This is a genomic window from Ihubacter sp. rT4E-8 (assembly GCF_049852125.1).
In the GTDB taxonomy this organism is placed as follows: domain Bacteria; phylum Bacillota; class Clostridia; order Peptostreptococcales; family Anaerovoracaceae; genus Senimuribacter.
This window is the reverse complement of the sequence record NZ_CP187532.1, coordinates 2041927-2062819: the sequence shown is the minus strand read 5'-3', so window position 1 is coordinate 2062819 and position 20893 is coordinate 2041927. Positions and strand designations below refer to the sequence as shown.

Annotated in this window: 20 protein-coding genes and 3 tRNA genes; 17 read left to right on the top strand and 6 right to left on the bottom strand. The window is 46.6% G+C overall.

Annotated elements, in window-relative coordinates; genetic code table 11:
• The first annotated feature begins 22 nt into the window (after window positions 1-22).
• The 3 genes from glpK to ACPW7J_RS10330 all read left to right on the top strand — a co-directional run bounded on the left by glpK (window position 23) and on the right by ACPW7J_RS10330 (window position 3213).
• On the top strand, window positions 23-1516 hold the full coding sequence (gene glpK / locus ACPW7J_RS10340) for a glycerol kinase GlpK (protein WP_425755199.1): 1494 nt from the start codon (window positions 23-25) through the stop codon (window positions 1514-1516).
• A gap of 33 nt (window positions 1517-1549) precedes the next feature.
• Complete coding sequence (locus ACPW7J_RS10335; protein ID WP_425755198.1) at window positions 1550-2659, top strand: acyltransferase family protein; 1110 nt, start codon at window positions 1550-1552, stop codon at window positions 2657-2659.
• 221 nt (window positions 2660-2880) lie between these two features.
• Window positions 2881-3213 (top strand): hypothetical protein, encoded by a 333-nt coding sequence (locus tag ACPW7J_RS10330; protein ID WP_425755197.1) that lies wholly within the window; start codon window positions 2881-2883, stop codon window positions 3211-3213.
• A gap of 169 nt (window positions 3214-3382) precedes the next feature.
• On the opposite strand, the gene ACPW7J_RS10325 is transcribed toward ACPW7J_RS10330, so the two are convergent.
• Window positions 3383-4354, bottom strand: coding sequence for a DDE-type integrase/transposase/recombinase (locus ACPW7J_RS10325; RefSeq protein ID WP_425754926.1), 972 nt, complete (start codon window positions 4352-4354; stop codon window positions 3383-3385).
• Between the two features lie 203 nt (window positions 4355-4557).
• On the opposite strand from ACPW7J_RS10325, the gene ACPW7J_RS10320 reads away from it, so the two are divergent.
• The 7 genes from ACPW7J_RS10320 to ACPW7J_RS10290 all read left to right on the top strand — a co-directional run bounded on the left by ACPW7J_RS10320 (window position 4558) and on the right by ACPW7J_RS10290 (window position 11368).
• Window positions 4558-4632 (top strand) — tRNA-Glu (locus ACPW7J_RS10320).
• Window positions 4633-4718: 86 nt separating this feature from the next.
• Window positions 4719-6197 (top strand): threonine synthase, encoded by a 1479-nt coding sequence (thrC, locus tag ACPW7J_RS10315; RefSeq protein WP_425755196.1) that lies wholly within the window; start codon window positions 4719-4721, stop codon window positions 6195-6197.
• Between the two features lie 284 nt (window positions 6198-6481).
• Window positions 6482-7600, top strand: a complete 1119-nt coding sequence (locus ACPW7J_RS10310; protein ID WP_425755195.1) for an alanine dehydrogenase — start codon at window positions 6482-6484, stop codon at window positions 7598-7600.
• An 18-nt stretch (window positions 7601-7618) separates the two neighbouring features.
• The gene (locus tag ACPW7J_RS10305; RefSeq protein ID WP_425755194.1) at window positions 7619-7786 is read left to right on the top strand and encodes a hypothetical protein; all 168 of its coding nucleotides are present in this window, start codon (window positions 7619-7621) and stop codon (window positions 7784-7786) included.
• Window positions 7773-9266, top strand: a complete 1494-nt coding sequence (locus ACPW7J_RS10300; RefSeq protein WP_425755193.1) for an amidohydrolase — start codon at window positions 7773-7775, stop codon at window positions 9264-9266. The genes ACPW7J_RS10305 and ACPW7J_RS10300 overlap by 14 nt, the downstream gene beginning before the upstream one ends.
• Entirely contained in the window at window positions 9247-10614 is a 1368-nt protein-coding gene (locus tag ACPW7J_RS10295; protein ID WP_425755192.1) for an MATE family efflux transporter, read from the top strand. Before ACPW7J_RS10300 ends, ACPW7J_RS10295 begins: the two co-directional genes overlap by 20 nt.
• Window positions 10615-10642: 28 nt before the next feature.
• A complete protein-coding gene (locus ACPW7J_RS10290; protein ID WP_424959654.1) occupies window positions 10643-11368 on the top strand; it encodes a hypothetical protein in 726 nt (241 codons plus the stop codon).
• Between the two features lie 51 nt (window positions 11369-11419).
• On the opposite strand, the gene ACPW7J_RS10285 is transcribed toward ACPW7J_RS10290, so the two are convergent.
• On the bottom strand, window positions 11420-11974 hold the full coding sequence (locus ACPW7J_RS10285) for a PucR family transcriptional regulator (protein ID WP_425755191.1): 555 nt from the start codon (window positions 11972-11974) through the stop codon (window positions 11420-11422).
• Window positions 11884-12597 carry a PucR family transcriptional regulator ligand-binding domain-containing protein gene (locus ACPW7J_RS10280; protein WP_425755190.1) on the bottom strand — a complete coding sequence of 238 codons (714 nt, stop codon included), beginning with the start codon at window positions 12595-12597 and terminating at the stop codon, window positions 11884-11886. The genes ACPW7J_RS10285 and ACPW7J_RS10280 overlap by 91 nt, the downstream gene beginning before the upstream one ends.
• A gap of 148 nt (window positions 12598-12745) precedes the next feature.
• Between ACPW7J_RS10280 and ACPW7J_RS10275 the strand changes: the two genes are divergently transcribed.
• The 7 genes from ACPW7J_RS10275 (at window position 12746) to ACPW7J_RS10245 (ending at window position 19614) form a co-directional block, all read left to right on the top strand.
• A complete protein-coding gene (locus tag ACPW7J_RS10275) occupies window positions 12746-13756 on the top strand; it encodes an ornithine cyclodeaminase family protein (RefSeq protein WP_425755189.1) in 1011 nt (336 codons plus the stop codon).
• Between the two features lie 18 nt (window positions 13757-13774).
• Entirely contained in the window at window positions 13775-14914 is a 1140-nt protein-coding gene (locus tag ACPW7J_RS10270) for an aminotransferase class I/II-fold pyridoxal phosphate-dependent enzyme (RefSeq protein ID WP_425755188.1), read from the top strand.
• A 19-nt stretch (window positions 14915-14933) separates the two neighbouring features.
• Window positions 14934-16196 (top strand): GNAT family N-acetyltransferase, encoded by a 1263-nt coding sequence (locus ACPW7J_RS10265; RefSeq protein WP_425755187.1) that lies wholly within the window; start codon window positions 14934-14936, stop codon window positions 16194-16196.
• 31 nt (window positions 16197-16227) lie between these two features.
• Complete coding sequence (locus ACPW7J_RS10260; RefSeq protein ID WP_425755186.1) at window positions 16228-17346, top strand: M20 metallopeptidase family protein; 1119 nt, start codon at window positions 16228-16230, stop codon at window positions 17344-17346.
• A gap of 198 nt (window positions 17347-17544) precedes the next feature.
• Window positions 17545-18144 (top strand): VanZ family protein, encoded by a 600-nt coding sequence (locus ACPW7J_RS10255; protein ID WP_425755185.1) that lies wholly within the window; start codon window positions 17545-17547, stop codon window positions 18142-18144.
• Between the two features lie 135 nt (window positions 18145-18279).
• Entirely contained in the window at window positions 18280-19215 is a 936-nt protein-coding gene (locus ACPW7J_RS10250; RefSeq protein WP_161874971.1) for a hypothetical protein, read from the top strand.
• Window positions 19216-19314: 99 nt separating this feature from the next.
• A complete protein-coding gene (locus ACPW7J_RS10245; RefSeq protein WP_425755184.1) occupies window positions 19315-19614 on the top strand; it encodes a DUF4854 domain-containing protein in 300 nt (99 codons plus the stop codon).
• 243 nt (window positions 19615-19857) lie between these two features.
• Here ACPW7J_RS10245 and ACPW7J_RS10240 read toward each other — a convergent pair.
• The 3 genes from ACPW7J_RS10240 to ACPW7J_RS10230 all read right to left on the bottom strand — a co-directional run bounded on the left by ACPW7J_RS10240 (window position 19858) and on the right by ACPW7J_RS10230 (window position 20869).
• Window positions 19858-19945: transfer RNA gene (locus ACPW7J_RS10240), tRNA-Ser, on the bottom strand.
• 85 nt (window positions 19946-20030) lie between these two features.
• Window positions 20031-20104, bottom strand: a tRNA-Gly gene (locus ACPW7J_RS10235).
• A gap of 177 nt (window positions 20105-20281) precedes the next feature.
• Window positions 20282-20869, bottom strand: a complete 588-nt coding sequence (locus tag ACPW7J_RS10230; RefSeq protein WP_161874969.1) for a DUF4230 domain-containing protein — start codon at window positions 20867-20869, stop codon at window positions 20282-20284.
• Window positions 20870-20893 lie beyond the last annotated feature (24 nt).

Below are 20893 nucleotides of genomic sequence, written 5' to 3'. Positions count from 1 at the left end.
CTTGGACGGGGAAGGAGAAAAGATGGATAAGTACATTTTAGCGTTGGATCAGGGAACGACCAGTTCACGATCTATCATCTATGATAAAAGAGGAAATATGATCAGTGTAGCCCAGAAGGAGTTTCGGCAGTATTACCCACAGGCCGGATGGGTAGAGCACGACGCCAATGAGATATGGTCAACACAGATGACGGTAGCTCATGAAGCTATGCTAAAAGCAGGGCTTACTTATCAAAATATCGAGGCTATCGGAATTACCAATCAAAGGGAGACTACTGTAGTGTGGGACAGGCATACCGGCGAACCTATTTGCAACGCTATTGTGTGGCAGTGCAGACGAACGGCGGAATATGCTGATTCTCTGATAGCGCAGGGATTAACGGAGACGATCAGGGAAAAGACAGGACTTTTGATCGACGCTTATTTCAGCGGCACAAAGCTGCGTTGGGTTTTAGAACATGTGGATGGCGCAAGGGAGCGTGCGGAAGCCGGAGACTTGCTTTTCGGTACTATTGAAACCTGGCTGATCTGGAAGATGACAGGGGGACGGGTGCATGTTACAGATTATTCCAACGCGTCCAGAACTATGATGTTTAACATTCATACGCTGCAATGGGATGACGATATATTAAAAATCCTGAATGTTCCCAAATGTATGCTGCCTGCTCCAGTTCCCTCCAGTCAGATCTATGGTGAAACAGAAGGTACATTATTTGCAGGCCCGATTAAGATCTCCGGAGCCGCGGGGGATCAGCAGGCTGCGTTGTTCGGACAGACCTGTTTTGCGCCTGGAGAGGCAAAGAGCACTTATGGGACAGGCTGCTTCTTGCTGTTAAGTACTGGAGAGGTTCCCGTAATGTCGAAAAATGGTCTTTTGACAACTATTGCGTGGGGACTGGATGGAAAGGTTCATTATGCTCTGGAAGGTTCGGTATTCGTTTGCGGGGCGGCTGTTCAGTGGCTTCGGGATGAATTAGATATTTTAGAGAATTCCTCTGATTCAGAGGTAATGGCAACGGCAGTTGCCGATAACGGGGGCGTCTATGTTGTACCTGCGTTTGTGGGTTTGGGCGCGCCGTATTGGGATCCGTACGCCAGGGGAGCAGTATTTGGACTTACCAGAGGTTCCGGAAAGAATCATTTGGTTCGGGCAACGTTAGAATCTATGGCCTATCAGGCAAGCGACCTGTTAGACGCCATGGCTACAGATTTAGGGCAGAGCCTGATTTCTCTAAAAGTGGACGGCGGCGCTTGTGCCAATGATTTCCTGATGCAGTTTCAGGCTGATATTCTGGATCGGGAGGTTTTACGGCCGCAGTGCATTGAAACGACATCCCTGGGCGCCGCATATCTGGCAGGCCTTGCGTCAGGATATTGGAAGAACCAAGAGGATATATTGAATAACTGGCGGATTGACAGAACCTTTGTACCAGCAATGGATGAAAAACGCAGAGAGCGGCTTCTTGCTGACTGGCATAAAGCTGTGGATCGTTGCCGCAGCTGGGCGAAAGAGTAAAAATTTATATCTGTTTTCATGGAGGAAGCAACTATGGGAGAGACCAAACAAAGAGATTACGTATTTGATACGCTTCGAGGTCTGTGTATGTGGAGCATCCCCATCTCGCATTTTACCAGAATGGCGGGACATTTCAGTCACGATTCTCTGAGTGGTATCGTTTACATAACTATTAATGTGTTTGTTATGCAGGCATTCATGTTTTTATCCGGATATTTTTCTAAGAAGCCGGAAAAGAGCAGGACCATTGCGTTTAAAACATTTTTGTGGCCGTATATATTAAGTATCTTTTTCTTCTACGGCATCAGGACGCTGCTTTGGGGTCACGCGACTTTGTATTTTGACAGACCTCCGTTTGCCATGTGGTTTATGCTGGCGTTGTTTTTGTACAAGGTATTCCAGAAAAATTATGTGAAGATTCCTCATTTCTTCGCGATTACCTTTGTATTGTATTTATTTGCTGGCTGCATACCATTTTTGACGGAGTTTTTGTCATTGGGAAGAATCGTTTCATATTTTCCGTTCTTCTTCTTAGGATATTATTGCACACCGGAGCATATCTCTAAGATAAAATGCCTTAAGAGATGGCAATGCTGGCTTTTGGGTATTGTGCTGACGGGAATTTCTGTGTATCTTGCCTTTGGCTTGAAGGAAATTCCAGTGGAATGGTATTTGCTGCGCAGGCCAGGAGCTGAAATTAGAGTGATGTGGTATACGGATGTTTTGATGCGGTTACTGCTGGTAGTATTGGGATGTGCGTGGATCGTGCTGATGTTTAATGTATTGCCGGGTAAGGATAATTATTTGGCATATGTTGGAAGAAATACGATGCCGGTGTATATTTTTCATCTGGTAGTTCGTCAGTGGATAAGGAAGCACGGGATTACCATGGGACTGTTTATGCTGCCGGAGGCTGACAGTGTATTGTATTATGTGTTGATCTTTGGACTGGCCTCTTTGTGCGTGGTAGTATTCTCATCAAAACCAGTTTCCAGGTTCTACGATTTCGTGGTGGACGGGTTGTACAGCGTCTTCATGTGGATGATGAACCATATCGTATTGGGCTTTTTTGGCGCGGTGGAAAAAACACTGGTCGGCTGCGGCCTTGGAATTGTGAGATTGCTGGAAAGACAGAAACAATAGAAATCGAAGAAAAAGCGGCCTGTGAGAGAATTACCGGCCTCTTTTTTAGGTAGTGAATTTGCTTTCGTGCTTTCAGAATTCTGTCAGAATAGAAGAAGAATGAACGCAAGCCATTGAAACGGCGTTGCCGCAAGGAAGCGTTCATTGAATCATGACTTGCGATTCTATGTTCAGAGGAATCGTCATGGTATAATTATATCATAAGAGAAGGAAATAGACTTATGAAAGAAAAGGAATTTGATCGGGAAAGAACCACAACCATGGTGGATTTTGATTATGACCGATACGCAGAGGTGGAGTATAAGGCTACTCATACTGACGCAGTGGCATCGCTGACGTGCGGCGTATTGTCTATCGTATCTGTTTTCTATCTTCCTATAGGAATTATTGCAGGGATTATAGGAATCATATTCGGCATTCGTAGCCTTTGCAGGAACTCATACAGGCAGGGGATGGCTATTGCGGGGTTGATTTGCTCTGTTTTGGGCTTGCTGATCGCGGCAGTGATGACGATTATGGCCGTATTTGTATTTGATCTTTTTTCGTGGTTGTGATAAAGCTTGTTTAGCAGACGGGCTCAATACTCGGTGAAATTTATGGCGGCTTATATGGAAGCTAGTAGAATCTAGTTTGTTATGCGCCATGGTTAAGCGTAATAAGAAAAAAATATAGATTCTTTGAAAAATGTTGTTTTGTCAATGATGTGACACCAAAAAGGGAGCATCAATTTGACGATATGGTATCATGAGAATGCAATTCTAAAGATGCCCTTTTCTCCAAAGGTGTAGCCCACCCAAGGACTGGTTTAGGGGTGTTGTTGTAACGTTTTAGATAGCGGAGCATCTGCACTTTTAAATCTTCATAGGAGTAGAAATACAGGTAATTGTAAAATCGCTCCTGGTCCAATCGATGGCTGCGTTCTACTTTGCCATTGTGTCTTGGTGTGTGTGGACGAATCAGCTTGTGGGTAATGCCAAGTTCATCACAGAGTTTATCCATCGGATGTAGTTTTTTGTAGTCTTTTGGATAAGTAAATTCAGCGCCATTATCCGTTTGAATCATTTTTGGTGTATATCCAAAGAATTGGATAGCGCGCTTTATGAAATTAACGGTAGAATAAGAACTCTGTTCTTTATATGGGTAGAGGAAGCGCTGTCTGGAAGCTTCATCTATGATTGTATATTGATAAAATTTGTCAGGCATAGAGCCAGTATAGCAGGCAGAGGGCACATATTTCACATCCATCTGCCACTTTTCACCAACAGCCTGAGGAGTCGCATAAGGCTTTGGAGTATATTTGTTAGTGGGAGTCACTTTTTGCTTGGTATACCCTAGCCGAGAAAATACACGGTAAAGAGAGCCGGGATGCCTGCGATACCCTTTGGAAGTACGTAATTTTCCATAGATTTCGCAGACGGAGGCGTGGGGATTGCGTCTGTGCAAATCACGAATCCACTTGAGTTCCTCAGTGGTATGAGAAGAAGGATGAGGCGTTTTGGGTCTGTGAGAATGATCCATAAGGGACTCTTTCGTACCATCAAAGCGTTTGTTCCAGCGCATAAGGGAAGATTTAGATATATGGTAGCGCCTGCAGACAAAGGCGACGGACTGACCGCTGCGATAAAGATTCACTGCGTAAAAACGGGTAGAAATTTCATGTGGCAAATATCGTTGAGTTTGTGTTATACTGTTCATGACGATAGGGTTCCTTTCAGATATGTTTTTTGTGGTGATTAACATTCTAACAGATCCTATCGTCTTTTTCTATAGGCAAGTGTCACATCAATTGTAACTCTACAAAAAAAATATAGATTCTTTGAAAAACTGCTGGACAAGAAGCTTTAACACGTGTATAATAGACCCTGTGAGTTTTCAAATTCACAGAATCAATTCAATATGCTGCCTTGGTCAAGTGGTCAAGACGTAGCCCTCTCACGGCTGAATCAGGGGTTCGACTCCCCTAGGCAGTACCATGGAATGTCCTAAAGGGACGAGAACGTTGGAATCCAGAGGATTTCAACGTTTTTTAATAACATAGAAGGAATGAGGAGAATGCCAGATGAGAAAATTTAAAAGTACAAGAGGAAGCCGGCAGGAGCTGACGGGCGCGCAGGCGATTATTCAGGGACTTTCTGAAGATAAAGGTCTTTTCGTGCCGACAGAGATTCCGGCGCTGCCGTTTCAGATAGACGAGATGGTGGGGAAAACCTATCAGGAAGTTGCCCTTGCCATTATCGGCGCATTCTTTGACGACTATACAGAAGAAGAAATGAAGCGCTGTGTAGACGGGGCTTATGATGAGAAATTCGAGGCAGAGGAAATCGCGCCGATTGTGGAAGCCGGCGACGCGTATTTCCTGGAGCTGTATCACGGCAAGACTGCGGCGTTTAAAGACATGGCGCTGTCCATTCTGCCGTATCTTCTGACTACGGCGATCAAAAAAGAACAGGAAGATAAGAAAATCTGCATTCTGACCGCGACGTCCGGCGATACGGGAAAGGCGGCGTTGGAAGGCTTTGCGGATGTGCCGGGTACAGAAATTATCGTCTTTTTCCCGAATCAGGGTGTCAGCCAGGTGCAGGAGCGTCAGATGATTACCCAGGAAGGCGCGAATACCCATGTCTTTGCCATCAACGGCAACTTTGACGATGCCCAGACTGGAGTGAAAAAGATTTTCAATGACAGCGCCTTCGCGGAAAAGCTGGCTGCGGCAGGCTGCAAGCTGTCTTCCGCTAATTCCATCAATATCGGACGTTTGGTACCGCAGGTGGCATACTATGTTTACAGTTATCTGAAGCTTGCAGAGCGAGGCGTGCTGAAGGTCGGCGAAAAGATGAACATCGTCGTGCCGACAGGGAATTTCGGCAACATCCTGGCGGGCTACTATGCGAAGCAGATGGGCATTCCGGTAGGAAAATTTATCTGCGCTTCCAATGAAAACAAGGTATTGACCGACTTCATCAATACCGGCGTGTACGATATCAAGAGAGACTTTTATCTGACCAATTCGCCGTCCATGGATATTTTGATTTCCAGCAATCTGGAAAGACTGCTGTATCACCTGTCCGGCGGCAACGGTGAAGAAATCAAAGAACTGATGGGAAGGCTTGATACAGAGAAATGCTATACGGTCAGCGATCAGATCAAATCCGGTCTGTCGGAATTTTACGGCGGCTACGCTGATGTAAGCGAGACAAACGAGACGATCGGCAGAATGTACCGCGAGCATGGATATCTGATGGATACCCACACGGCGGTTGCATATAAGGTTTACGAGGATTACAGAAAAGCGACCGGCGATACTGCGCCGACTGTGATTGCGTCTACTGCGAGCGCCTATAAATTTGCGGAGAGTGTGGCAAAATCCATCGGACTTGGCGAGGCAGAAAACGGTTTCCGCTATGTAGAGGCGCTGGCAGAAAAAACCGGCGTCCGCGTGCCGAAAGGGTTAAAAGATCTGGACAAAAAAGAAGTCCGTCATACCGGCGTGATCGATATCGACCAGATGATGGACGTGGTAGAGAAATCTGTAAAATAGCGTACAGATGAAAAAAGAATTGACACTGTTAAATTTATTTTTCGTCGATTGACGTGCCGCAAGCGGAGATGCGATTTTTGAAGCAGCGCGTAACAAAGAGAAAATGATGGAATTTCAATGGATTCTTTCGTCAAAAACAGGAGAAGAGAAAACAGCTTCTTCTGTTTTTTTGTTGGCATGGGTTTTGCTCACCTAAAATATAGGAAGTTTTTATGAAAAGCCGCGGCATCGGAAAAGGGTAACTGCGGCGGAGCAAAAAGATAAAGTAGAAAGGAAGAAGTAAAATGATTATCAGTGTCATAAAAGAGATTAAACCGTATGAAAACAGGGTGGCGGCCACACCGACTACGGCAGGAGAATTGGTGCGCAGAGGACATACGGTTTTGGTAGAGCGAGGCGCAGGTCTGGGCAGCTATTTTTCAGATGCTGCATATGAAGCAGTGGGCGCAGTCATTGTGGAGAAAGAGGAAGCATGGAGCAGAGGAGAACTGATTTATAAAGTAAAGGAAATTTTTCCAGAGGAATATCAGTATATCGACGATCAGAAAATCATCCTTACCTATATCCATTCCAATGCCCATTTAGATCAGACAGAATATCTGCTGTCATCGGGGTGCACCAGTATCGCTTATGAGGATGTAATCGATGAGGACGGTGCTTTCCCGCTGCTTTCACCGATGAGTGAACTGGCAGGCAAAGGCGGATTTCTGGCAGCTCTGCACTTCAGCCAGAGCGTGCACGGCGGTCAGGGCATTCTCCTCAACAATGTGTGCGGTGTGGAAAGTCCGGTGGTCACGATTATCGGCGCGGGCGTCAGCGGTATGGGCGCTGCGCAGCTGGCAGGCAATCTGGGAAATCGGGTGCAGATTCTGGAAGTCAATACCAAGGCCATGGAAGCAGCGGCAAAGCGTTTGCCGTATAATGTTGAACTGCTTTACTCCAATCGTGCCAACCTGGAAAAGTGCCTGAAAAATTCAGACGTGATCATCAACTGCATTCTGTGGGATAAAACCAGAAAAGATCACCTGATTTACAGGGAGGACTTAAAACTGATGAAACCAGGCGCTTTGATTGTGGATGTAGCGTGCGATGATCACGGCGCTATTGAAACCTGCAGAAGTACAAATCATGCGGAACCGGTGTATACGGAAGAAGGAATTCTGCACTATGCGGTCGACAATATTCCGTCTGCATTCGCGAAAACAGCGTCGGAAACACTGGCAAATGCGACCATTCCGTATGCGGCTGCAATCGCCGGAAAAGGGGTTAGACAGGCGCTGAAGGATCATGCGGGGCTGCGCAGAGGACTGACCACGTATCAGGGAAAACTGACGCTGAAAGAAACTGCTGATAAATACGGCATTCCATTTACCGATCCGAATCAGCTTATAGAAACTTTTTAATCCCGGGAGGAACAGAACATGAAAAGAGCGCTCGTCAACGGAAATATTCATTGCCTGGATGAAAATCAGCGTGTGGTGCAGGCCATCTTAATGGATGGGAACCGCATTGCGGCAGTGGGAACCAATGAAGAAATTGCCGCTATGCTGGAGGCAGAAGAAACAGCAGAAGCCAGTGAAAATCATTGACCTTTGCGGAAAAACTGTGCTGCCTGGATTCAACGACAGCCATATGCATCTTTTGAGCTATGGGTATGGGAAGACTATTGCGGATTTGGAAGGCGCGTCTTCCCGCGAAGAAGCAAAAAACATCATCCGCGCCCATATTGATCAAAACCGGATTCCGCCTGGCGTGTGGGTGGAAGCCGCCGGCTGGAACAATGATAATTGGGACGATAATCGTCATTTAACCAAAGAGGATCTGGACGCGGTTTCTACGGAGCATCCCATCTACGCGCTTCGCGTCTGCGGGCATATCGCCGGATTAAATACCAAAGCCATGGAAGTCATGGGACTGGATCGAAATACGCCGCAGCCCCATGATGGACATTACGAAACGGATGCGGAAGGAAATCCAACAGGTAGTATTGCGGAGATGATGAATCTGGTTTATAATCATGTGGAAGAACCCAGTGTAGAAGCGATTCAGTCGATGATTTTAAGAACCTGCCAGGACGCGAACCGGGTGGGCGTCACGTCCATTCAGACCGATGATTTTGATACCTTGCCTGGACGAAACTTTGCAAATATCATTACAGCGTATCGCAAGCTGGCAGCAGAGGGCAGACTGCCTGTCAGAGTAAGTGAGCAGTGTGCCCTTGCGGATACGGCGCGTTTAGATGAATTTCTGGCAGCCGGTTATCGTCTCGGAGAAGGCGACGACTTTTTCAGGATGGATACGGTGAAACTGTATATCGATGGTTCTCTGGGGTCCAGAACGGCGTGGCTGCAGGAAGATTACAGCGACGATGCGGGAAATCAGGGATTTGCGGTTTACAGCGATGAGAAACGGCTCTTTGAAATCGTCGAGCAGGTGCACAAAATGGGTACCGGCGCGGTGATGCATTGTATTGGAGATGCTGCCTGCGAGCAGGCGATTGCGGCAGTGGAAGCGGCGCAGGCAAAGTATCCTGCTATAAAGCCGCGGCATGGACTGATTCATGCGCAGATTTTAAACGAGGATCTGTGCCGCAGGATCAAAGCGGCTGGACTGTTTGTGTATATACAGCCGATTTTTATCGAATACGACCTGCATATGGCAGAGGATCGGGTCGGCGCCGCGCGCATGAAGACCAGCTATCACTGGAGAACCATGCAGGATCAGGGGATACAGATGGCAATGGGAACCGATTGTCCGGTGGAGAGTTTCAATCCGATGTGGAATCTTTACGCGGCGGTGACCAGAAAGGATCTTTATGGAAACCCGGCAGAGGGATGGTATCCCGATGAAGCGCTTATGCTTCAGGAAGCAGTAGACGGTTATACTTATATGGCGGCGCGGATGTCAGGCGAAGAAGATCGTAAAGGCAGGCTGCTACCCGGCATGCTTGGGGATCTTGTGGTGCTGAAAGAGGATATTTTCGCGGTACCGCCGGATCATCTCAAAGATGTTGCCGTGGCAATGACTATAGTAGACGGAAGGATAGTTTATGCAGACACAGAGTCTTGAGTATGTTGCAGAAAAGAAAATGTTTTATAAAAAAATGCTGGTGATCGCGATTCCGGTTGTGATTCAGCATTTGATCAGTATCGGACTGAATCTGGTGGATACGCTGATGATCGGATTGGTAGGAGAGACGGCGCTGGCGGCGGTAGGCGCGGCAAATCAGGTCTATTTTATCTTTTCGAACATGTGCTATGGCTTATATAGCGGCGCGGCGATTTATACGGCGCAGTATTTTGGCGTAGGAGATATCAAAAGCATCCGCAAAATATTGGGGATGGATTACGCGGTGGGACTTTTCATGGCGAGCATGTTTACCATCTGCGGATTTTTCCTGGCGCCGCAGCTGATTGCTGTCTTTGACGACAGTCCGGAGGTTGTTGAACTGGGCGTGAAGTATCTTAGGATTGCCTGTTTTTCCTATCTGTTTACGGCGCTGTCTTTTTCGATCAATTACAATTCTCGTGCCATTCAGGATTTGAAGGTGCCTACCATCATCAATGGCGCGGCGCTGGCCGTCAACACCTGTCTGAATTACCTGCTGATCTACGGACATTTGGGTCTGCCGAAGCTGGGCGTAACCGGCGCGGCGGCTGCGACATTGACGGCACGAATTCTCGAGTGCGCGGGGTTGTTTCTGTATGTATATACGAGAAAATCTCATACGTTTAAAACCGGACCGGCAGAACTGTTTTCTTTTAGTAAAAAAGAATTCTTTACCGTGATGAAAACGGCGGTGCCGGTGGTCGTTACCGAAGGCGGATGGGCGTTTTCCATGTCGGCGATTTTTTCCATTTACGGAAAGCTGGGCACGTCGGCGCTGGCTGTGACACAGGTGGCCAATACGGTCAGCGAATTCTTACAGTCGATTTATTTCGGTATCGGAAACGCGGCGGCGGTGCTGATTGGAAACGCTCTGGGCGCGGATCAGAAAGATCGGGCCTATTTTCAGGCGGGCGTCGCCGTTCGTCTTACTTGGATGCTCAATGGAATTATGGCGGTGGTGCTGATTCTAATTCGCGGTCCGGTTTCTGCGATTTATCAGTTTAATCCGCAGACGACGGCGCTTTTATGTGACACGCTTTTGGTATGGGCCATTGCCCTTGCCCCGAAGATGCTGGCATATATGCTGGTTTGCGGTGTACTCCGTGCCGGCGGCGATACTGTGTTCTGTATGGTCATGGATTTTTCCTTTAATGTGGGAATACAGGTAACGATGGCGGCAGTGGCAGTGCTGGTGTTCCACCTGTCTCTGCCTTGGGCGATGCTGATGGTGGCCTTTGGTGATGTGCTGAAGGTAATCTGGTGCTATCGAAGGTATTACAGCCGGAAGTGGATGCGTGTTATGACATGAAGAACAGGCGGAAAAGAGGAGATAAAAGATGAAACAACCAAACCCTAAAATTGCGATTTTGCGATGGGAGGAAGGACAGGTGCCGCAGGGACTTTTGCAGCTTGAAAGCATGCCCGGCAACAGCACCAATCCGGCGTCCTACCCTTTTGCGGTTCGGATGGCGCATGTAGAAGGCGCTTGTGTGGAGACGGTGATCACCCATCCCAGCCAAAAAGTTTTAGAAGATATGATTGCTATATCGAAGAAACTGGTGGCGGAAGAAGGCGTTGCAGCCATTACGACCAGCTGCGGCTTTAACGCCATTTTTCAGAAGGCTCTCAGTGAGGCGCTGCCCGTGCCGGTGTTTACTTCTGCGCTGCTGCAGATTCCGCTAATCAGAAACCTGATCGGAAATCGCGCCATCGGCGTGTTGACTGCCAACGGAAGCGCTTTAACGCGGGAGCACTTTGCTGCCTGCGGGATCAGTGCAGATACTGTGCTGCACGTGATGGGACTGGAGGACGCGCCGGAATGGAACAAAATCTTTGCCTGCCCTGACGAGGCATTCGATGTGGAACTGGTGCGGCAGGAAATTTTAGATACCGTGAGAAAGGGCATTGCCGATTGTCCCAATATGGGGGCGATTCTTCTGGAATGTACGGATTTGCCGCCCTTTGGAAAGGATATTCAGGCGGAGAGCGGACTGCCGGTGTTTGACTTTCAATCCATGATGGGGCTTATGGCTTCGGCCCTTGGAGCGTTTCGATTGTATTAACGTATATATTTGTATTTGCGGTGCTGTCGCCTTACTGTGCGACAGCGCTTTTTAGTATGTCTGACCGCCGCACTGATCGATTTTGACCGCCATAGACAGCTGTTCCAGGTGGGCAAATATTTTGTAGTCCAGTCCGGTCAGTTCATGGATTTTGTCCAGCCTGTACCGGACGGTATTTTTATGCTGAGAAAGGCGGCGCGCAGTTTCTTCCAGCAGACAGCCGGTCTGTATAAACTGCTGCAGCGTCGGCAGAAGCCGGGCGTTGTTTTCGATATCGTAGTCCTTGATAGGCTCTAAAATATTGCGTGCGTATAGCTGCATTTCCCGGCTTGCGGCAAAAGGAAAGAGAAGCTGGTACGTACCCAGCTGGTTGTAGCGGGTGAAGGCGGCGCCTGCGTCTTTTTCAGCAGAAGCCGCATAGAGGCTTTCCTGCAGACTGATCCGAAATTCTTCCAGGGTCAGATGACACTGGCTAAGTCCACAGCTGACATAGGCATCCTCCTGCAGGAGAATGTTTAAAATCTGCGCGATGAAATCATCGGTACACCGCTGGCTGATTCTATCTTCGGAGTGAATGTAGAAAAAGCCCTGCCGAAAGAATACCAAGCTGTTTCCCGGCTCGTTGAGGGGGCTTTCTGAAAACGCTTTGAGAAGGTATCAAAGGCAGCGTTGGAAAGCAGGTCGTCCATCTTGATATACAGCGTAAAAAACTGCTGTCTGTAAGACGGATTGATTTGTTTCGCGCAGGCAGGAATTTCCTTTTCGGTTAAATCGCCGAACAGAATTTGCTCCAGCTTTTTCTGGGCAAAGCGAATATCCGCGAGTAATTCTCTGTGACGGTTGACCGCGTAAATCAGATCCTCTATATAAACATCCTGAGATTCTACAAGAAAAATTGGGAAGTTTTTGGAGTCGGCATAGCGCAGCACTGTGTCATGAATCGGCAGCCCGAACACATTTTTGATGACAAGACCGCTGGTTCCCTTGGCGATGAGATGCTTGACCGCGTCCGCAATGAGAAACGGATTGTCTTTTGCGTAGAGAAAGGTAGAGATAACCAGCTGATTTTCCTGAAAATTGGAGTGCATGTATTTGTCTTTTAGTACAAGATCCATTTCATAGTCTAAAATGCCGGCACGGCTGATAGAACGCGTCATACCGCCTCTGCCTGCAATAATTTTCAGACCTGCTGCAAAGGTCAGATAAAAATCGGAAACTGTGTAATTCATAAAAGGCACCTCCTATTATCTGCTATTATATACGATAATCTAAAATCATGCAAATATATTTAGTCTAAAATACAAGAATGCGGGATGGAAATCAGTCGCGCGGGCGGTGTATAATAACAGGTAACAGAACAGAGAAGGAGGTACCGGTATGCAGGTATCAATTTTAAGCCGAAAGGATTTAGAGGCGATTTTGGAAATGCCCAAGGTCATAGAGGGTGTGAAAGCAACTTATCGCGCGAAAGCAGGGGGGCAGGTGGTCGCCTGGCCGCTTGTGGAGCATCATTTTGACAATGAAGGTATCATGGATATCCGTTCCGGCGGTGTGTTTGGCGAGGTTGGCGCCCACGGAGCGAAGCTGCTCAACAATTTCCCACGGAATGCGGAGAAAGGTTTGACCGTCTTTACCGGTGTGCTCATGACTTTTGATTCGGAGACGGGACTGCCGATGGGTGTAATGGACGCCTCCTATATTACCAGTATGCGAACCGGAGCCGCGGCGGCAATCGGCGCTAAGGTCCTTGCGAGAAAGGACAGTGAAACCCTGCTGCTGGTTGGAGCAGGCCGTCAGTCTATTTATCTTCTGGGCGCGACCCTGCTGGAAATGCCCCAGCTTAAAAGGGTGCTGGTAGCAGACCCTATGGGCGTGGCGTTAGCAGAGGCTTATGTGAAGGACATCAAGATTCGCCTGCAGGAAGAACTGCAGATTGAAACCGATGTGACCTTTGCTGCGGCGGCAGATCTTCAGACTGCAGTTGGCGAGGCGGATGTGGTGCTTACCGTTACCAGAAGCACAGAGCCTCTCATCCAAAAGGACTGGGTGAAACCGGGAACTCATTTCAGCTGCATCGGCGCGGATATGGTAGGAAAAGAAGAACTGGATCCGGCGCTTTTCCGAGTTGCCAAAGCCTTTACCGATGACACGACCCAGTGTCTTACGGTCGGAGAATTAGAAATTCCGGCAAAGCTGGGAATTGTAACCGCTGAAACCGTCTGCGGTGAAATCGGACAGGTGATGACCGGCGCGGTTTCCGGCAGAACTTCAGAAGAAGATATTACAATTTTTGACGCGACAGGTCTTGCGGCCTTGGATCTTGTGACTGCGAAAACCGCGGTACTGACAGCAAGAGAAAAAGGTATGGGACAAACTGCGGAAATCTAAGAGGGGAGAATATTAGAAATGAAAATAGATAATTTTGTACTGGAAAATTGGCTGAATCCTGCATGTGACAGCGAGAAAAATAAAATCTACCTGGGCGGCAGCTGTGTACTGCCTATGACCGTAGAGGAACTCTTTGAACTGACTGGCGAGAGCATGGAAAGCTTTTTTGAAGAATTGAAAACCATGAGCCTGGGCTACGGACGCTTTGAAGGAACGCCGAGACTGAAGAAAGCTGTGGCAAACCTTTATAAAGGCGTGGATGCGGAAGATGTGGTGCTGGTTCACGGCGGTACAGGCGCAAACAATACCGTGGTCATGACGCTCATCGAGCCAACTGACAATGTCATTTCCATTATGCCGAACTACCAGCAGTTCTACTCACTGCCGAAATCCATCGGAACCGAAGTGCGGCAGATTGACTTAAAACCAGAAGCCGGCTACAAGCTGGATCTTGACGAGGTGAGAGCGGCGGTGGATGAAAACACCAAGGCAATCCTCTTTACCAACCCGAATAATCCGACAGGCGCGCTGCTGTCTCCGGCAGAAATGGAGGAAATCGTAGAAATCGCAAAATCAGTAGGCGCCTGGGTTGTCTGCGACGAGATGTACAGGGGACTGAAGGAAGAATATATGCCGTCCTTTGCCGACCTTTACGACAAATCCATCGTAACCTGCAGTTCTTCTAAGATCTACTCTATGGCAGGCACCAGAGTGGGATGGATTATCTGCAAAGATCCGGATATGCGCTGGGAACTCTTTAACCGCCGTTCTTTTGATTCCATCTGCGGGGGTACCTTTGACGAATGGATTTTTGCCATCGCTTTGGAGCATGTGGACAAAATTTATGAAAGAAGCAGAAAGATTGTAAACGCCAATAAAGCTATTATGGACAAATGGCTGGACGGTCACAAATACGTGCATCAGTATGCGGATTCTTACGGCACGACTTACTTAGTACATTATGACTTAGATGTAGACGCGGAAAAATTCTGCGATGATTTGCTGGATCAAAAAGGGGTGCTGGTATGCCACGGAGACTGCTTCTATCTGCCGCATACCTTCAGAATTACTTTGTCCCACGCGGAACATCTGGAAGAAGGTCTGCGCCTCATCGACGAGTACATTGAGGAACTGATTGCAAAGGGCAAGGGTCTGTAAAGAAAAGGGGAGAACATATATGAAAACAGAACGTATTTTAAGAAATCTTACACTGGACGATATCGACCAGTATCTGGAAGTGTATCTCAACGCTTATCCGGCGCACAAGGAGCTGGACGATGCGTGCAGTGAATTTTACAGAAAAAAGGTTACCAGAGAAATTACGGAAAATAAAGAAGTGGAACTGGTTGGGCTCTTTGAAGGCGATAAAATGATTGCTTTTATGAAGCTGGTCAATTTTGACATGAATCTTTATGGCAAAATGCATCGCGCAGTGGGTCTCATGTCTTTGGCGGTTCATCCCCTTCATAAGAAAAAAGGCGCTGCCTTTGATATGATCACACGGTTTGAGAATTACGCGAAAACCCATGACGCGCTGGTCACTTTGCTGCTGCCGTTCCGTATTGACTTTTACAGAAAAATGGGGTATGGTTATGGTGCGAAGATGGATGAGTATCACGTACCGACGATCAATCTGCCAAAAGCGGACAATATGGAAGGAATGCGGATTTTGACCGTGGATGATGTGCCGGAAGTGCTGGCTTGCCACAGTCGTATGGTGGAGCAAAGCCACGGCATGGTGAAAAAATTCGAAGAAGAAATCCGTGATATGGAAACCGATACCCAGGTTCGCAGAATTGGATATTTTGAGAATGATGTGATGAAGGGCTACGTGGCATTCCGTTTTGAGGATGCCAGTGAAGTCAACTATACTTTGAACAGATTGTCTGTGGAGGAACTGGTCTACGAGGATGGCGCTGTGCTGAAAAAGCTGCTGGGCTTCCTGCGCATGCAGGCGGACTTGGCGCAGACAGTGATTCTGCGTACCGGCGAAGAAGACTTCTACCATCTGCTGGACAATACCCAGGATGTATCCGGAAACTATATTAACTTTGGATTCCTGCAGAGCAACGTGTCCGCTGTGGGTACCATGTTTAAAATCCTGCATCCGACAGAATTTATCAAGGCGACTGACTACAGAACTTTACCGGAAGGGGAATTGAATGCGGAATTCATTTATGAAGATCAGATGGAGCACTGCGAAAAGAATCTGCGGGTTTCCTTTGCGGGCGGAAAGTGGCAGCCGGCAGCCGCAGACGCGAGGATGGATGTAATCCTTTGGTGCAAGGAAGCAGATCTGTCATCCCTGCTTTTGGGTTCTGCCAATCTAGCTTCCCTGGTCAGACTGGGCGCTGTGAAAATCAGTGACAAAGCCTTCACACAACAGCTGGACAGATTGCTTCACTGTGATCAGAAACCTTGGAGCAATTCGGATTATTAAGATTAGAAGATGAACAAGTAGAGGAATGGACATGCGCCAGGAAGATTTGAACAAGGCAATCGAGTTACGCCATTACCTGCATCAGCATCCGGAACTTTCGGGTGAGGAGCGAAAGACCAAGGAGACGCTGATGGCATTTATCAGAGAACATACGAGTCTGGAGGTGACCGACCGGGGACGCTGGTTTTACGCGGAATACCACCCGGCATGTGAAAGCAGAGGCAGTATCGCGTTTCGTGCCGACATGGACGCCATCAAGGTGATGGAAGATGATACGCTGCCTTACGCATCGCAAAACAAAGGGGTCGCCCACAAGTGCGGCCATGACGGTCACAGCGCGGCGCTGGCGGCTTTTGCGGTGGATTTAGCGCGGCAGGGCGCGGACAAGGATGTGTATCTGGTTTTTCAGCATGCGGAGGAAACCGGTGACGGCGGAAAGGCTTGCGCGGAACTGATTACAGAAAAACAGATTGAAGAAGTTTACGGGCTGCACAATTTCCCGGGTTATGAGGAGGGAACGCTGCTTTTAAAAAAAGGCACAGTGAACTGCGCGTCCAAAGGCATGGAGATTACCTTTACAGGGGCGTCCGCCCATGCCAGTCAACCGGAGAAAGGAAGAAATCCTGCCTTTGCCGTCAGTGAAACGATACTGGCGCTTCAGGAAATCGCGGATCAGAGCCGGTATGAAGGTTTGCTTCTGGCGACGGTGGTGCAGATTGATGTGGGAGAACGCGCTTTCGGTGTTGCCGCTCATCAGGGAAAACTTTTGATGACCATTCGCGGTCAGATTGAGGCGGAGATGGACAGTTTGCAGGCGCAGATTGAAGACTTTGCCCGCGGGCAGGCGCAGCGCTATGGTCTTGCGATCCAGTTTGACTATTACGACGCCTTTCCGGAAACCTATAATCACCGGGAGAGCATTGACAAAGTTCGCCGTTTGGCAGAAGAACATGGCTGGAAAACGGAGGATATGCCGGATCCGATTCGAAGTTCAGAGGACTTCGGCTGGTTCCTGAAAAAAGCGCCGGGAGCTTTGATCTGGCTGGGCGCAGGTTTTGCATGCACGCCGATTCATTCGGAAGACTTTGATTACAATGATAATCTGATTGAAAAGAGCACAGAAATTTTCTGGGCATTGACACGAGCATAGAGCGCCAGAGGATGCTTGATCTGCAGCTTTATCTTTAATATTTGCCTCCATACTGATGTAAAGGAATATTACGCAGTATGGAGGCTTTTCATTTGTGCGCGTCACATATTTTTTCATTGTTATCTTTCAGCCTCTATGCTAAAATGATTTTGTTGAATGTTATTATGTGAACTCCTATTGGATGGATAAAGGATTTTTATGAATTTTAAAAAGGTGTTAACGATTATTATCACGAGTATTGTTTTGGGATATTTGATGCACTACTATGTTTTTTGCGAGCTTCTGACCAGATTTGTATCAACGAATAATCTGCTTTATTTTCCGGCTATGTGGTTTTCTCTTTTCTTCTGCATTACCTGTTTTGCTATATTAGACATTATATTATTACAGCATAAAATATCAAAATATTTATATTACACATTGATAACGCTCTACATCCTTTTACTGGTTATTGCTATTTTTGGCCGTTCAGCGATGCAAACTGTCTTTGTCTGGAATCCTATGGACTCCATTTTTGACTTGAGAGATCCTGAAATGAAGCTGCAAAGTCTTTTGAATTTCCTGTGTTTTATTCCAATGGGTTATTTTTTCAGAAGGCTAAAACTCTCTTTCGTGTTTTGCGGCGCTACCGTTTTGGCGTTTTTTCTGGAGATAGTGCAGGCTCTCACGGCGCGAGGAATCTTTGATACCTTTGACATTATCCTATATGTGGCCGGAATCTGTGTTGGTTATGGTATAAGCAGGCTTTTAAAGCTGGAATTATTAGTTGAGTCCGGGAAAAACCAGAAAGACCTCTAAAGATTTGCAGGTATGAGTATCAAGGCATTTCGGAATTTACTTTGTTAATTGAACTTAAAAATGTAGTAACGAAATCGGCTTTTCGACGATAAACATGTGAAAGCGCTTTTAAAAATAGGAAAGGAAGCTTGAAAAATGAAATGTAAGAATTGTGAAAAGAGGCAGTATAATATTCTAACCATAAAAAGAAAGCTGGTTGGTTTGCTTACTGCGGTGATATTGGTATTTACTATGACAATAACTACAACGCCGGCGCTTGCTGCCGATACGAATCAATATAGTTCGGAAAAGGCTATGGCCTATGCGAAAAGTCATTGGAACGACGGAAAAGGGGACTGCGTCGCTTTTGTCAGAGCCTGCGTACAAGCCGGCGGCATACCGAAGGAAAGCTGGAGAACATACGGCTATTCGGCAAAGGAGTATGTTGATTACCTGGTAAAAAACGGTCTCGCGGAGAAGCATATATTGGATACAGATTATTATTATGCGGATTATCAGGGAATACGAGCTTCGGACAATGTGGGGAAAATCGCGGCTGGCGATATTATTCTTTATCATTGTAATAATAAGAAATGTGCTAAACGTGATTTCCATGTGTCTCTGGCTGCCGGATCGAATGGCACCAATGAAGGAAAATATCCAGGGTGGATTACCTGCTACGCCCATAACAAAGCTGTGAATAATAAGGTAGCGTGTAAGATTAAATGCAGTAAGTGTGGAGCGGAAAAAAATTCAATTACTATGTATTCGGTGCACTTCAAGTCAGAAGCCAACGGATATTATGGTTATATCGGTAAGGCAACAGGTTTGAAATCGGCATCTCTGTCAGGCAGTAGGATTTCTGTAAGCTGGAAAAAGACAGCATCTGCCGATGGATATAGAGTGTATCGCTCTACAAAAAAATCTGGCGTTTATAAAAAGGTTGGAGAGACAACGAAACTAAGTTTTAAGAACACTGTACCTACAGCCGGAAAAACGTATTATTACAAGATAAGACCATATAAGAATGTTGATGGGAAAAAATGCATGGGCCTTTATAGCGCGCCTGTTTCCGGCAGAGCTAAAAAGTGATCTGTTATGTAGATTGACCAGTATGGAAAATGGAGGAAAAGGAATTGAGGCAGTCGGACAGTTGACTTAATTAGTCAACTGTTCTGCTGCCTTTTTTTATTGCCGTATTCTGTTACCGTTTATCCAATTACAGTCTTTCCATCAGATCGACCAGATTTTTGGGAGGTTAAGGTTAAGAAAAATACAATCACATATTTATATACGATAGATTATGAGCTTGATGCTGATGAACGCAAAGAGATGAAAGAAAGACTGCAAGAATTGATGGAAGACGAAAAAGAATCTTTTGAGCAAGTAACATCTATGCTGAAAGAACAAAGTGGAATTAAAAATCTTATATTAAGGACAAAGTTTGTGGATAGTAAAGAAAAGGTTTTGTATGAAGCTAGTTTTCAATAAGTGCATTTAAGTGATGTTTCTGGCGGAGGACAACGCTTCGTACTTCGTACATCGCTCCTACAGTCGCTTGCCAATATTGAAAAGCAGAGGATGGCAGGCTTCTTACGCTCTCCCATTTTGCGCTGCAGGCAAAGCCTTACGCAAAATGGGGATGGGACACTCTCGCCCACCCGTGGGTTCGATTTCCAGCATATCTTCAGTATAAATAAAAAACCATCACACTAGTGATGGCTTTTTTATTTCTGGCGGAGGACATGGGACTCGAACCCACGGGGCTGTTACACCTTACCGCATTTCCAATGCGGCTCCTTAGCCACTCGGTCAATCCTCCAAGCACCATTATAATTTACCATAAAGTATACCAATTTGCAAGTACTTTTTAGATAAATCGTGTATTTTTTTAAGTTTTAAAAAAATGGAGCGGACAACGGGAATCGAACCCGCCTCCTCAGCTTGGGAAGCTGATATTCTACCAATGAACTATGTCCGCATGCATTATGTAGTATATCACGGAATACGGCAAAAGGAAAGACCATTTTTATATTTTTTCCTTTCATTTCAAAGATACGACAACCGCAAAAAATATCTTATTATTATATAAAGGTGTTTAATTAGAACAAAAACATGTGGAAACCTGAAATTTTGTTTTTCCGGTTTCCACACGCTATTATTTTACTTTAACCTCATAATCCTCGCCTGCAATCTGTGCGAGATATTTTTCAACGGTTTTGACAGCAGCCTTGCGCGCTTCGGTGAGAAGTCCTTTTTCTTGAGCCTTTTTCTCCATACGGGATTTTTGATCTTTGTTAAATGCGGTATAATCTTCGACCTTTAGTGGGTTAAAAATGCTGGTGCTTTCATCGAATACCTCGATACTGTCTTCATCAATTTCATGAGATAGTATTTGCGCGTCCGGCAAGGTAACAGTAATGGTTTTTCCACTGATATCAATTTGCGCTTTTGACAGGTCGACGCCAGCCTTGATTTGACCGTCATAAGTAATAATAAAACTTTTTGTTGTGAACGGCAGCTTCACACCGTAAAAATCCTTGCTACTTTCAAACTCAGCCATATTAGTGTAATTATATGTAATGCTGGATAATTCACTGACTTCTGTCAGACTGTTTTCTATAACCACAGCGGACATTTCTCTGTCAGGAGAAGCGTTGCCAATCCCTTTGCCCACAAAGAAGCAGGCCGCGCAGATGAAAACGCCCAGTAATGCAAACAGCCCTATTTTTTTAACCTTTTTCATAATATTTCCCTTCTCCCTTTTTCG